Raw genomic sequence first — 16,381 nt, forward strand, 5'->3', positions numbered from 1 at the left:
TTGGCTATCTGGAAGAAATTTCCAGAAACTTCTCATCCGCCGGCGGTAAGTCAGCGTCCTCGTTTGAGCTTTGCTCTTCAGTGTTTACGGTACTTGAACCAAAGCTCACGGGGCTCGAATAGTTTGAATAGCTCGAATAGTCAGGCGTCTTGAAGCCGTACTCCAATAGCAGAGGCTCACTGAGCCGTGTCTGCATGATGTACTCCGCGCTCAACCGCTGCAGTGAGAGCTGTTGCAGCTCCTGCGGTATACCCGGCTGATAGAAAAACATCACCAGTGGATCGCGGTAGCGAGTCGGGAGCGCATTGGTACGCAGTTCATAGCCCTGGGTATCCAGCCAGAACTCTGCTCCAGGCGACATCAACTGCCCGCTCACATTCAGCGGGCGTGGGTCAAAGTTGTTCAGACTCAGAGTCAGGCTATCGGTCTGCATGTTTAAGCTTTCCAGCACCAGCGCCTTGTCCAGATTCAAATCGCCATCCACGCTCAACGAGCCCGTCTTTGACTTGTACTTGTCGACATTCAACTTGCCGGTGTTGACTACTCGCACATCGATCTGGTTTGCGCTGACACCCTCAAACCCGCTCAACGACATATAGGTATTGGCAGCCCCTTTGCTATCCACGCTGACATCAGTGGACGGTGCTTCCAGTACCAACGGCCCTCCGCCATTCAAGTCAATCTGACGAATATTCAAGCCCTTTCTGGATGCCAGCTTGCCCTGATTCATGGCGATCAAGTCGCCGTCGATGGCGCCGTCTATCCACAAATATGGATTACCGATCAGTTCGCCAAAGGTCAGGTTGCCATTCACCTTTAACTTGATATTGCCATTGCGCGCCCGCAAGAACGGCGAATAGAGGCCTCGCTCTGCAACAATATTGATATCGCCATTCAAGGTCTCTGCCGACAACCAGGGCATGTCAATTACCAGCGGGTCACCAATGCCGATCACGGCATTTAAGCTGCCCTGAGCATTGGGGCCAGTGGCCCGCAGATGCACGGCAGCGTCTTTGCGGCCGACAATCATGCCGCCACTGTTCAAGCGGATAGCATCAGCGCCATCCCATGCAGTTTGCAATGCTGCCAACTGCATATCGCCTTTGGTGGTGATGCTCATCTGGCCAACCGCGTCGAGACGCGAGGCCGAACCCATTGCCAGCGTGTTCGCATTGATTACCACCGATGCGCCGGCATTTATGTTCGCCTGATCAGCCAGTGCGATCCTGTTGGTTGCGTCGAGCTTGATGAGTTGTGCTGCAGCAATGTCGCCACCGAGAAGCATCTCGTTGCCAGCCTGGAGCGTCAGGGCAGCGCTGCTGTTGAGCGCCGCCACTGCCATGGAGCCAGAGGTGCGGATAGATGTGTCGCTGGCGGACTGCACAAGAGAGCCGCTGCCCATCGCCAGGCTGGCGGCATCCAGATCAACTCTTCCGCCGGATGCAATCGTCGTATTTGCTGCAATGGATACCGCGGCCGCCGCATCAATATCCACATCATCGGCGCTGGTCACCGCGTTGTTGAGTTCCAGGCTACCTGCACTGTTTACTGTCACCCGACCATCAGCTACGACTTTGCCCAGGGCAATATCGCCGGCATTACTGGTCACCAGGATGTCACCTGCACTGTTCAGCTGAGAATCGCGGGCCAGTGCAATCCCGTTGCCTGTCAGTGTTATTGCGCCTGTATTGGAGGTCAGGTTCGCAACGTTTCCGGCTGCAAGGATGCCAGCGCCCGCATTCAGCAGCAGCGAGGTACCCGTCACCGTTGAGTTCGCGTCCAGGCCGGTAGCGGCGAGCATATCAATGGCCTGGGCATTTACCGGGCCATCAAGGGTGATGTGACCCAGCGTCGAGTCGATATCCAGATCGCCGCCAAAGGTCAGCGCTTGCAGGGACATGTCGTCGATAGCCGTCAGGGTGGCACCGCCACTCCCTTGCAACGACGAGCCGCTGTTCATGCTGATGCTCTGCGCATCGGCGATCAGCTCACCCTGGGCATCCACGATGCCCGAGGTACTCAGTGCGCCAGCGGCCAGCAAGCTCAGGTCACCGTTGGTGGCAGACAAGTCGCCCACGCTTAGCGTGCCGGCTGTCGCTTCCAGCCTTGCGCTTGCGGCACTGATTGCCGCTGCAGCCAGTTGAATGGTGGAGGCTGAGATCTCCAGATCGTCAGATACATTAATCTGCGGCGCTCCGCTGGCGCTTAGCGCACCACCCAGATCGAGGCGCAGGCTGGCGGCAGTCAAGCCGCCGGCAAGATCAACAGCGCCGGCTGACTCCAGGTCAAAACGCTGGTCTACCGTCACATCACCCAGGGTGAAGAGTGTGGTATCTAGCACATTCAACCAGGCATTGGCTGCATCCACGGCGAGCGGGTCAGCCCCGGACAACTTCAGATTCAACCGGCTAGCTGCACTGCCCAGATCATTCGAGCCTACATCCAGCGCGATGCCGGAACCCTGCAGGAAGTGGTTGGCGTCGTAGCCGAGGATATCCTGATCATTGGACAACGACAGAATACCGCCGGCAGCCACGGAGCCCACCAGCAAGTTAGCGCCACTGTGGCTCAGGTGCAGGTCACCGGCGGCACCGGCCTGACGCAGAGCACCCGAGAGCTGCACGTTCAGGGCTTGAGCCGCCGAGCCGATATCACCCTGGGTGTTAGCCAGATACAGATCATGGGCCTTGAGATTGGTCACCCCGGCTTGCGCCGCGATTTCACCATCCACGATCAGGCGGATATCGTCAGTGGCCGAGGCCAGTTCACCCAAGATCAGGGATGAGGCCGATTCGATATAGATCGAATCGCGGGCCGCCACATTCAGGGCTGCCGAGGTAGCGACCTTGATCGGGTCAACCTGCTTGACCGTCAGGGTGACCGCGCTATCGGTAAGGACAGTGGAGATGTCTCCCGGCCCTGCCGAAAGCAACGCAGATTTCTGTTCATTGGTGATGGTTGCCGTATTGTCACGCGGCACACTGAACACCACATCGGCCAGGTTCTTGCCAACGCTCCCGTTGCTGGCTTGCAGATGAATATTGGAGGAGACGATGTTGGCCTCACGATCGGTCAACTGCCCCGACGCATCGGCGCTCAATGCCGCAGCAGAGATACTGATATCCAGCTGACTCTGCTTCCAGGTTGAGCCTTCTACCATCTTGGCGTACCAGTTACTGGCGGCATCGATGTCCAGCCGGAAACTGTCGTCATAAGTGCTGGTCAACAGCGCGCCGTAGTCGTAGCCGATCAGCGTGCCTTTCTGCTCCTGCCCAACGGCATCGGCCACATTGGCGTAACTATCCGGCGTTGCCACCTGATCAACGAACCAGGCATCCAGTGCCTGATACTCTGCCTTGACCTTGGCCGTCAGCTGGGCAACGTCCGTAGTGCCATAGCGAATTTTCATGGCATCAAGATAAACAGTATCAATCGCAAAACCACTGTCACTGGCATCAGTCAGGCGCTGCTTGAGCATCCAGTAGGTGTGGTATTTGCTGTTGAACTGATTTTCGTAGGCAGTCACCGCGCGCTCACCGGCAGTACCGTTGAGCAGGTTCAGCGAGTCCCACACCGAGGCCTCATAGGCCAGTTCCTGTTCTGACTTCTGTTGCTGACCAAGGGCATTGGTCAGATTGCCATTGGCCACCCGGATAACCACTGTGTCATTGGCTTCGATGCGCTCAACCTGCAGATCACCGGTAGCCTGGGAAACCACAATGTCGTTGGCGGCGCGTAGGGAAACGGCTCCGGTAGAGGCGATGTTGAGGTAGTTGTAGGTCGTTGGATCACCCAGCGTACTGAGGCTGCCGATGCTGCCCGACAGGCTGGTGAGATCGATGGTGTTGGCCGAAATCAGCGTGTTGCCATCCTTGGCGACAATGTTTTTGTCCACCGTCCCGAGAATGTCGTACTTCGCCGAAAGCTTATCGATGGTCAGTGACGAACCCATGGCGGTGGCGTTGAAACCCAGAGAGCCATTATCGGACTGCAAGGACAGTTCGTTGGTGGTAATCGACAGCGAATTGCTGGCAGTACCGATATCGCCATTGGCCTGAATACGGGTGATGCCAGAGGTTATCGAGGAGGCACTGGATGCCGTGAAGTCGGCATTGGTAAGGATATTGGTGGTACCGCTCGGGTTGTAGATGTTGCCGGTCAACTGAATCGGTGAATGCGAGTCAACACTGATATTGCCTTCCGCCACCCCGGTGAACTGGAAGAGGATCGAATGATCCGCCTTGACGTATGTGTGCGTATCCATGTCCAGCTGCGTGGGGATACGCACATAGGGATCGGCGTCGGTCAGGCCGGTGCCATAGTAGGAACTGTAGCTGAGGCCCCAGCCGAAACCGGCGGTAGACTCGCTGCCGTAGTCATAGGTCTGCTTGAGATACTGTGCTGCAACGCCGCCGGAACAGGCTTCGGGCTTGGCCGCACAAGTGGTGTAGTAGCTGGTTTCGGTGTTCCAGTCAGTGGTGTACACCCAGTCGCCGACTGTGGTCGGGTATTTCGATAGGTAGCCGTCAGCCGGACGGGTGTAGGTTCGACCGACTGTCGCACCTTCGCGGATGTAGAACAACTGCCCGGCCAGCGGGTTGTAAGTCATGCTCGACGTGGTGCCGTTGCCGCCATAGCTGCCCATGTCGACCGACGAGTTGGGGTCAAGATGCGACACCGCCCAGGCATCGGTCTGATACTGGCGGATCTGGTTGCCCGGGTTGTGGATATACCACTGCGACACCGTGTTCGACTTGTTCAGGTCGGTGATGCGAATCACCCCGGTGGCATCCTCACCGGCGCTCAAGGTACCAATGTTCAGCTGGGTGTTGGAATCGTTATTGATGGCGATCTGGCCCAGTCCATCCTTGACGATGATCTTGCCGTCCGCCCCGGTCGAGGAAATAGCCGCGCGAATGGCTACATAACCACCACCACTGACCGGCACATCGTCAATCCCCAGGGTTCCCGAGCCCACGTCATACTTCAGCTTGATTTCCGAGGTGCCGGCTGTTTTGGCTATATCAAAGGTGTAGATGTTGGTCCGGTAATAGGCTGGATCGTAGTCCGGCCGGAAGAAGACCGGTTGATAATCCGGATTGAGCACCCGCAGGGTTTTGGTTTCTCCGGGCGTCAGGCTGAGGGTATCGCCGGCGGCCAAGCCTGCATCCCTGACATACTGCTCGATCTTGGCGTCAAAACCCGTTCCCACGTTGACCGACCAGCTGTTGTCAGTGCCCACCACGATGGCGCCGTTAATGTCCAGGCGCTTGGCGTTGATAATGACCTTCTCGGCAATAATCGAGGTGCCGGTCTCACCCAGCTTGGTTTTAACCTGAGCATAGGTGGCTGTCTGCGACAGCTTGTTCTGGTAGTCCAGGACTGGCCGGAATCTCCATTGAGAGCCGCCACGGGCGCTGTCGTTACTTGAGAAAGAGAAAACGATTGCGTCTGAAGGCGCGTATTCGGTGCTGTCGCTGAAACCCCAGTTGAAGAAGATATTCAGCTCGTCGTAGCCGTAACTCGAACCCTGATAATAGGCGTTCTGCCCCTCCGTGTGCCTTATTGCCCGGCCGCTGAACCAGTTGTTGAATGCAGTTGTTCCGGTAGCAGTAATCTCGGTCGAATACTTGTCGTTGAGATAAAACTGCACGAAGTCGGTAGCGTTCGCCGGTTTCCATTGCTCGGTGAAGTTGATCAGCGCATCGGGGTCGCGACCGTAGGTCTGCTCAAGATTCGGGTTATTCAGCAGCAGGCTGCCGTTGTCCACATTCAGGTTGACTGCATTGGCCTGAATCAGCGCCTGCTGGATCAGGTCCCCTTCGGCCACCGAGATATTCACGCTGGACAGCAGGTTGGTCAAGTTGCCATTGACGATGACGTCAGCACTCTTGAAGTTCGCTCCGGTGGGCGCGTGATTGACGTAAATGCCCGACTGGCTGCCTGCCTGCTCATCGATAAAGGCACTGCCCAGATTGGCGCCGCCGGTAACGAAGACATTGCCCCCGGTCTGGTTGGCTATCTCCAGATTCGCCAGCATCAGGTGGCGGTCGGACAGGTTGTCGATGGTGATATTCGCATTGCCCTTGGCAGTAAAGCTGGGCGTACTGCCACCGGCCATGTTGATCGAGCCAGCGGTGAGACTGATATTGCCGGCAGAAGCCCGCACATCAGCCACCTGGATGGCAAAATTCTCCGTTGGCGACAAGTCATTGACGATGGCTGACAGCAGTACCACCTGGGCCTGCAGGTCGTTGATCTCGTCCGCGTATGGGTTGCTGCCGACGCTGGTGACGTCCGTGCTTTGTGTGCCGGTATTCGTCCCGGTGGTTACGCCATCGCCGTCACCGAGCGTTGTACCATCGGTCACCGCCTCTGTCGTGCTCCAGGCCTGCAGGACCGCGATCTGGGCATTCAGGTCGCTTATATAAGTCTGCAGTTCAGCACGCGAGGAGTACTTGGCTGCCTGTTGCTCCGCAGAGCCGTAGCGATAGAGCTGGCGGGTAATGCCGCCGGCCTGATTGATACTCACCGATTGATAGGCATATTGTCCGGCGGTCACGCTGCCGCTGCCATTGAAGGTCAGGACATTGCTCACCGCCTTGTTGCTGGAACCGAAGGTGTTCTCGGTACTGAACAGCGACAGGTAGGGGTTCTTCTCGACGCCGGTACCTCTGGCGCTCAGAGCGCCCTCGATAGCACCGATCGCAATATGCCCATCACTGCCGATAGCGAAGTTGTCGCCGAACACCACCTTGTTATCGAGAACGATATCGCCTTCTGCCTTGTTGCCGGCCGGGATCGGGATCGCTGTCCAGTTGTAGATATTGCTGCGGGCATCCGCCACCAGCTGGTTCTGATACAGGCCATCGGAGCCACGACCGGCAAACAGGCTGATCTGATCGTAGGCATCAATCACGATGTTGTTGCCCAGCGTCAGCGTATTGTCGACATCAATATGCACATCGGCGATACCGCCTGCCACACCGGCGATTGCCCATACGCTGACATTGGCCTCCGCCGCCGCACTGCCTCGCGAATAGGTACCCAGTCCGACCTTACCCCAGGCATTGCGTAACTGCACACCGTCGCTCAGGGTGACGTTATTGCGCGCGACGACATCGACATCTGACTCCGCTCCGGCGCCCTGCAGCGCACCGCCGACCTCTATCACCGCCTTGTCATAGATAAAGAATTCGGTGCCGGCATCCACCGTAATGCCCTTGCGATAGCCTTGGTACATCCAGGCCAGATCGGAGATCTTCAGCGCCGCGTTCTCACCAATCTCTACTGCTGCCAGCAGATGCTTGATGTTCTGGCGTGACAAGGCCGCCGTGCCGTTGGCCCCACCGCCACCGGCGCCATAAACGCTGGTGGTGTAACTCGAATCCCATGGCGTTTGAATCTGCCGGGCCTGGTTCAATGCGTCGATATCGATATCCAGCGCATTCAGACTGACATTCTTGCCCAGGACCACCTTGACGTTGGTATCGACATCCACATCTGAGACCGCACCCGAACCGCCCACCACGGACACCGTGGTCGAATCAGTGCCGGCAAAGAAGTTGACGGCATTGCTGGCACGCATGATCACCTTGCCGGCGTCAATCGGTACGCTGCGGTAGCCGCTGAACCAGTCATCCACCAACACCGCTGCGGCATAATTGCCGTTGGCGTGATCACCGGCCTCGACCACGGCTTCAGCCGCACTGCCGGACACAAAACCACCTCCACCGGCCGTGGTGAACGCCTGGTTTTCATTCTGGCTGCTGGCATCCAGGATCAGATCGCCTGTGCGCTCAAGCGTGGCATTGGGATCCTTGCCGAACTCGACGCGGGTTGAACTGAAGGATTCCGCCAGACCCACCTGGTAACCGCCGGCAAAGGCACCGACAAAGTAACCATCGGCATCGGCAATCTGTACGCCGGTATGCCGGGCATAGACTTCAAAGTCGGCGTCCGGGATGGTGACGTAGTTGCCAACCCTGGCCACTGACTGCGCATTGTTGCTGGCCCGGGCTTCGGCGCCGGCCACGCCCAGCATCAAGCCGCCGGAAGCGGCGAATGCTGCAGCATGGGCTGCTTCATAGTCGGCATCGGATCCATCGCCAACTTCACTGCGCACGATCACGTCACCGCTGCCGGTGAAGCGTACGCCATCGGCCACGGTCGCATGGGCTTCGGCATCGGTCATGGCATAGGCGAAGGAACCGCCCATCGAGTAGCCGCCGGATACCGTCACCCCATAGGCGCTGGAATACAGCTCCGGCACCACCTGCGCAGACAGACTGAGCAGCCCGCTGCCGGTACCAATGGTGCCAAACAGCGTGGCATTGGCGTGGGAGTTGTCGTGAGCGTCAGTGACCACGCCCTGGATGCCGGCACCAATGCCGCCGGCCAGCGAAAACGCCGTACTCTTGAGCATGCCCGAACTGTTGGCGCTGACGGTCATATTGTCATAGCCGTCGACCAGCTTGCCGGTCTCGCCCAGCCAGGCGTCTACCTGGCTGTCCTTCTTCACGTAACCGTAACTGATGCCAATCGCGGCGCTACCGATGTTCACGTTCAGTGAACCGTCAGTGGCTGAGTCCGGTCGGCCCGGGTCGACATCGCCAATACGCAGTTCCGTGGTATCTGCCGCAGTGACGATCAGGTCACCGGTATCCGAACCGCTGGCCGCAGTAACACCTGCCACTACGCGGTTCTCTGCACGAATATCGACGTAATTGACCACCACGCTGACGCCGCCCAGACCCACCACAACCGACTTGGATTCACCGGCAGCATCTTCGTCAGACACATTCTCGATGGTGGCACCCACCACCACATTGTCCGCCGTCAGGTTGCTGTCGACGGTGGCAATGCTCATGTCATACATGCGGGTAATGCCGATCACCCCGGCAATACCGACTGCCGAAACCTGTGCAGCACCAAGCAGCTGATTGTTATGCAGCAAGGCACGGCTGTTCACATTCAGGGTATCGACGTCGATCATGCCACCGGAGATCCGCGCAGCGGTGACACTCTCACCTGACAACTTCAGTGACTTGCCGGCATCGGTGGCCGTGGTAGTGGCCGGTGCTGCCGTGCGCTCGAGGGTTGCGCCGGAGTCTGCCCCGATGGCGGCAAGGTCGTCAGTGGACAAATGGCTGTTGAATGCGGCCGTATCGGTCGTTAGCACATCGTTTATGACGCTGCGCGAAGCATCGAACTCGTCTTCGGCATTGGTGCCGTCATCGGCAGTGGTATCACCCTGACCAAACAGTGCGACACCGATACTGACTGCGGCACTGGCCACTCCACCCGCACCGGCGATACTGGTCAGATCGGACTCGCGCTGGGAGGTCGCATCAATATCCAGCAGGCCGGCCTTGATATCCGCGCCTACTACTTCGCTATACACCTGACTACGGCCCAGCACGACGTTAGCAACCACGCCAACGCCAACCTTGGCACCTACGCCAATACCAAGGGCAAACTGCCTGGCGTCGAGGATTTCCTGAGCACTAAGGGTAACGTTGGAGGTCGCCGTGAGGCCGTCCTTGCCACGAATCTTGGTAGTGAAGCCGCCGCCGCTGGCCTTGCCAAAAATGCCCGCGCGGGTCTCGCCACGGAACTCGGTGACATCAATCATTGCCGCCCCGCCAAACCCGGAAGAAACACCGGCACCGAAGGCATGGCTATTGACATTTTCCAGCCGCTGCGCCTCCACCGTCAGGTCAGTGACGTTGACCAGCGTGGTACGGGCATCGGTTGCATCACTCAGGTCATTGCCGATCAGCGCCTTGCTGTCACCGCCGACGATATTCACCGCCATCCCGAAACCGATGCCCGCTGTCCCACCGATACCCACGGCACCAGCAGCCACGTTGGCTTCCTGCCGACGATCAGAGGCAACCGTCAGGCCGTTGGCTGTCAGCGTACCGCCGCGCAGCCAGGCTTGGGTATCGCCCAACTGTTCGGTAATCACCACCGAGGCCGCGCCACCCAGACCACTCCCACCCGCAGCCACGCCCGCAGACACTGCCTGGGCAACTTTCGAGCTGTTGGCATCGATGCTGACGGCGTCGGCATGCACTGTACTGCTGTCGATGGTGGCCTTGGCCGCCTTCTTTTGGCTGTTGGTGGAGAAACCACCAACACCCGAACTGCCGCCAGAAATGGCTACGCCCGCCGATACCGCGAGACCGGCCTCATGGGCGCTGGCCCGCACCAGTACATCGGCACCGCTCTGGTTGCTGACACCGGCATTGATCGTGCTGTTCTTTATTTCAGCGGTGGTTGCATTGGACGAGTTGTTGGTCGCCACATTGACGTTGATTGCCAGTGACTTGCCGCCCGCGCCACCCACGGTAATCGCACGTTGCTTGGTGCGGCTGGTGGCGTTCACCGCCAGACCGTCGACGCTTTGCGTGGTCTTGTCCAGATTGAGCAAGGCAAAGCCGGTAGTGAGGGCGTCTCGGTCGACTGGGGCGGCATTGGTATCGTCACCGTCGTCCTCGGCCTGACCCGAGGTCGACAGATCGGGCAGCGTGCCGTAATTGGCCAGTGCACCACCGTCCACGGTCATGCTCGCGCCTTTGCCTTCGGCAATCACGTTGGCACTGTTGACGGACGCGGAGGTGCTGCCGTATTCCAGCGCGGTCGCTATAGCCACCGCCCCGGCACCGCTACCAAGACCGATACCCAGTGCGCCACTGCCAACCAGATTTTCGCTAAACGCATCGGCATTGACCAAGACATTGTTCCAAGTCTTGACGCTGGCGCCCTCTGCGATGCGTGCGCTGACATCACCATCAATGATGCCGGTGCTCACCGAGCCTGCGAATGCGCCCTGCTTGGGTGATGCCGCTACCCCGGCGCTGATGGTCAGCAGCCAGTTGTCGCGTGCGGCATCGACAATCAGGTTTTGCACCTTCAGCGTGGTGCTACCAACCACAAGGTTGTCGCCAAGCACTGCTGCGTTGACATCCGAGTCGACTCTATTGGTCGCCACGGCGATGCCGCCCGCCGAACCGCCACCAGAGCCAGTGCCCATCCAGGCAGTGGAAACACTGTCGGTGAAGTCATAGGCCTGCACGATGACCGTGCCGCCTTCGGTGGCGCTGGCATCAGTGCTGCGATTAGTGCCGGTATCCTTGATCGCCGCTTCGACCAGCTGATCGACATTGTTGACGCCGATCGCGCCGGCAAAGGCCAATCCGGAGCCACCGGTGGCGCCGATGGCAATGGCATTGCCAACCAGCAGGTTGTGATCATTGGAAGCGCCGCTGGTGGCCTTGACCAGCACATTGCCCGAGGTCTGCAACGCCGTATTGGCAATGCGCGCCTTGGTCGAGTGCTCGTCGGTGCCCACCAGATTGAGTGCGACCGCCAGGCCGCCGGCTTGCCCGGTAGCGCCGGGTGTACCGACTGCCACCGCACCGGCGACGTTGACCATGTCCATATCATTGGTCGCCGTGACGGCAACGGTTTCGGCATTGATGCTGCCGCTGTCCGCCCCATCCCAATCGCCGATTTCCGCAACGACGCGGTTGTTCAGCCGGTTGACCGCAACCGAACCCACGCCCGAGTATTTGCCGGTGCTGACGCCGACGCCGATGGCCACGGTATACAGCAGGGAATTGTCGCGGGCGTTGACGGCCACATCGGCCGTGCTGGCCACACCCTGATTGATGTTCACGTCCGCCATGCGCGCGGAGGTATCGCTTTTCACATCGGCGTGGGCGTAGGAAATGCCCAGATTACTCTTGCCGACCTGCACCACACCGGCCACGGCGATGATGCGTTTGCCAGCCGAGCCGTAAGCGTAGGACGACTCGCTGCCATCTTCGGCTGTGAATACATTGGTATTATCAATGGCATCCGCGCCGCTGAAGTCGTAGTCGCTGTTGAGCGTGCTGCTACCAAGACCTGCCAGCAGGGTGTCCAGTTCGCTGTCGTCTTCGCCGCTGGCGTTGACGTGTAACGTCTGCACGCCCTTGATGTCGGTTTTGCTGATCAAGGCCTTGGTATCTGCACCGATCGAACCCACGGCAAAACTGCCAGCGAAGCCCTGCGAGTTTTCCACTCCGCCGTTGTAGCCGCCGCCTGCCGCACCAATACCAATCCGGTTCACTGCACTAGCCGAGACAGTCACGCTGTCAAAATCGGTCAGGGTACTGCGAGCCCCATCAACACCGCTGATGACCGCCTCCACCGCGGAGCCGCTATAGACGTTTTCGTTATGGGCCGTGCTAAGTACATTGTTGGCGTCGGGATTGATCCCCGGCAGCATCGCGCTGGGGTCATTGATCTCGGCAAAGGTAATCGCCAGCCCGCCACCCTTCTTGCCGCCCAGATAAAGCGAACCTCCACCGACACCAATATGGGCGTTGTTGTAGGCAGAGACCTCCAGGCTGTCGTCACTGTCGTTGTTGCTGGTGATCGAGCTGTTATCAATACGCGCCGAGGTGCCGTCGTAGATTTGCGCGCCGGAGATCGACAGTGCGCCGTTGTTGCTGTTCTGGGTGTTCTGCGCCGAGCTGGTGACTGCCAGCGCCAGTGCTACCGCCGTGAGCTCGCCGCCATGCAGCGCCTGCACTTTTACATCGCCGGCATTGGTGATAGTGCTGTTCTGAATATGCGCCAGCGCATCGTTGAAGCTGATCTGGTAAGCAATGGCACCAGCAATGGTGTTCTGATTGGACGGTGAGTCAGCACCCAGTTTGGCCAGGGCCGCGCCACCCGATGCCGAGGCTGAGATCACTTTTTCCAGGGCCTGTACAGTTACATCTACGTCTGCGGCACCCTTGCCACTGATTAACGCATCATCGATCAACGCCTTGGCGTCGAGGTTATTGACCGAGACTGTCAAGCTACCGGCAGCAGCAAGGCCGGTTTTGTTGGGGTCGACCGGTGCATCACCACCCGCCGGAGGATTGTCCTGATCGTTCGCGCCATCACCGGCAGCATTGCCGATCGAGGCGGCACCTGCGCCTGCGACCGCATCGTTATGGCTGTCCGCCGCCTTCTTTCCTAACGTGCTCCACCAGTTTTCGAACTGCTCCGCCTTTCCCGGATCATTATTGGGTTCAGTGACAACGGCGCCTGCCACGGCCAGTGAGCCATTGGTGCCTGCACTGCGTGCCCTGACACGCACTTCGTTAGCCACGATGCCGCGCGGATCCGGCGCGGGCGTTGTCGGCGCGTCGGGGGCAGGCTGCGAACCATTATTGAAGCTGACTTTGGCCTGCTCTCCACTGTTGTCGCCGATGAACGCCTTGGTATCACCCTGGGCTATGTTGATGGCCACAGACAGGCCCATGGCCGATTCGTCTGACTTGTTGAATGCGCCCGACGCGGCCCAGTTGCCAAAGTCGTGATCAGCCAGCACATCGAGCCCCGTCGTATTGACTCTGGCCTGATTGCTCAGCGAAGCGTGGGTAAGCGACTCACTGTTGAGAATCGCCATTACGCCGTTGAATCCCAACCCTTTTCCCGAACCGGAAGAGGGTGTTATCAGGAAATGACGTTCGTCAGTGTGCGCCTGGATGCGCACGTTTCCATCCACCAGCAGCGTAGCCGCACCGATCCCGGCAACAGCGGTAGCTGTCTGCTGGACAAAGCTGATGCTCCCCCCAACGGATTTGCCCTTCTCATTGGTGCCGTTACCGTTTGGCAAGAGTCCAAGGGTGCCCAGGTTGCCGGCCAGGTGAACGCTTTCATTGAGGTTGTAGGCTTGTACATCTACCGAACTGATGAAGTCGAAGCTGTAATCAATGGTTTTGAAGGGAATCGTGGTATCAAAAAGCGTGGGCGCTTCCAGGTTGCCGGCCACCACCCGGCCTGCAGACCAGCCAGCCGTACCGGTGGTGGTGAGTTTGACGTTATCGCCGATCCAGGCCTTGGTATCCAGATCGTTGACGACCACGTTGAGGGAGCCACCGGTAGCAGAGTTGTCTGCTGATGTGCCCGCATTGGCGAAAGACGACAGTATATTGTTCTGCATTCCGCCGATGCCGTTGAACTTGCTCAACACATCAGAGAAAGAGTCCCACTTGTCATAGCTGGAAGAAATGGGCACTTTCTGCCGCGCCAGCACACCGACATTGGCCGCTGAAATTTCCACGTAGTCGCCGATTTCGGCCACGGCATCGCCACTGTTGAGGGCAAAATTCAGGGCTACCGCCAGGCTCTTTTCCGAGGAGCCGGTCTGGTTACTGCCGGTGGTGCGGCTACTCGGCGAAGCAACTGCCGCCTCAGCCGAGGTTCGCCAGGCGCCCTGGTCATCGCCGTGGGCTGCATTGTCGTTGCCACCGGCAATCGAGGCGTTGTCCGTACCCAAATCAATGGCACTGGCCAGCAGCAGATTGCCGGTGGAGTGGATCTTCGGCGCTTCGGCCTGCCCCGCCGTGTTGTTGCCCAGGAAGGTATAGGCCTCGTGATCGGACAGGTTCATGGTAAAGGCCAGCCCTCCCTTGAAGGAGATCTTGCCATCGCCGTCTTTGGGCACCTCTGTACCCGCTGGCTTTTTCGTATCGATGAGGTTGTTCACGCCATTCTGCATGGCCGCGAGGCCCGCAATCGGCTTGGCACCGACGGTACGGAAAAGCGTGTTGCTACCCACAGTGACACCCGACTTGACCTGCTGGTGTACGGTGCGATCCAGGGCAGTGATGCTTACATCGCCGGTCTTCTCTGTGTCGGAGCCCAGTGATGCGCCCATTTCTGCGGTGGCATTGGTATTGAAGTCACCAACCGCGACGGCAATGCCGTACTCGGTATCCTTCAGGCCCATGGCACTGGCCGAGACCGAGTAATAGTTCTGATTCTCTGCTGCCAACACCAAGCTGCTCGCGCCGAGCACAGCACCGCTCTCAATCACGGCTGTCGCATCAACATCCGACTCGCCAACGGCAATGGCTATCACCACCTTGTTGGCATCCGCGGCGATCACATCCAGCGCGCTGGCAGCTATGAAGGCTTCGTTGTGTGCCGTTACCGTCAGATCGCCTTCAGACTGGACAGTTGCACCGCTTTTGATTCGGGTCGTACTGGTGGCATCACTGGTGTTGTATATCGCCGACAGGGATCCCTTACCGCCGGAGGTGTTGATCTGGCTGGCCTGGCTCAGCGCATGGGATTCGGAACCCAGCTTTACATTACCGCTGGCCTGCACATTCGCCGTGCCTTCCACATTGACCGTTGCTTCGGCGTCGGCGGCCATCAGGTAAAAGCCTGCACCCGTGAAGGGGCCGAGCGCCATGATGGTCAAACCCGCAGCCGGATCTTCATAGAAAGACGCTGTCGCGGTGCTCTGCGCCGAGACGGTCACATCATTGGCATGAACCTTACCGGCGAGGGTGACGGACGACTCGGCAAGCGCTACCCCAAAACCAATCTCTTGGGTATTGCTGGCAGTGAGCGTGACATTACCGCGGGTGTTGCTAGTGACCTTGTCGCGGGCATCCAGCACGCCGGTGCTGGTGATCTCAATGCTGTTGGCTTCGATGGTGATTCCGCCATCGGCCAGCAGGTCGCCGGCAATCAGCGCAGTACCAGTGCCAAGGTTGCCGTCCGCCACGATGCGAATGGTGCCGCCGTCCTTGACCAGCGCCGTGGGTGCAGTGTAGTCACCGGTATTCACCGCTGCCGCCGCCACATAACTGGCACCCAGGGCATTGCCGGCGATCAGCTTGCCACCGCTGCCGACATTGACCCGGGCGCCCTGCAGATCAATACCGTCTTGGGCGTTGATCTTGCCATCGATGGTGATCAGCCCGGTAGACGAGACTGCCAGGGTATCGTCGATCGTCTTGGTGCCAGCAATAAGCTCATCGATCTCACCGCTGGTGGGTGTGCGTACGGTCAACTGACCAACGTTGACCACGCCCGACGGGCCGACCAGAAAGCCGTGGGAGCTGGCAAACACCACGTTGCCGCCCAGGCTGCCGTTCTGGTATTTGCTGTTCAGAATGCCGTGAATTTCCGGCCGGCTGTCTTTGACGATATTAACCAGCTTGGCGGCATTGTTCGGCACTGTCAGGTTGACGGTGTTGGCCGAACCGACGACAAAGTGCTTGAACACGTTGACCGGCACGCCACCAACGGTGTTGGCGTTCTGGATGGTCTGCACTGAGCCATTGGTGGTGATACTGGCCGTATTGGCGTCCACCACAATGTTGTGCGCCGGCGCCGACAGCGCCTGCAGCGAGACGCTAGATAGCAAAGTTCCCCACGCCGCGGTTCGCGCCGCCAGCGATCGTGCAAATGGACTGCAATGACCAATAGCCAATGCCAGTGGATGGCGGGGAAACTTCATTTTTCGGCCCAATCTATTAATGATGATGAAACAACGTCATTCGGCAAAGCCGAGGCGGGTACCGTCAGGCGGGTATAG

At 58.9% G+C, this 16,381-nt stretch carries 1 protein-coding gene; it reads right to left on the minus strand.

Translation table 11 applies throughout. From position 1 onward, the window contains the following. Positions 1–4: 4 nt before the first annotated feature. The gene (locus tag R3355_RS19125; protein ID WP_318962638.1) at positions 5–16,303 is read right to left on the minus strand and encodes a leukotoxin LktA family filamentous adhesin; all 16,299 of its coding nucleotides are present in this window, start codon (positions 16,301–16,303) and stop codon (positions 5–7) included. Positions 16,304–16,381 lie beyond the last annotated feature (78 nt).

Source organism: Pseudomonas sp., from assembly GCF_033723075.1.
Lineage (GTDB): Bacteria > Pseudomonadota > Gammaproteobacteria > Pseudomonadales > Pseudomonadaceae > Aquipseudomonas.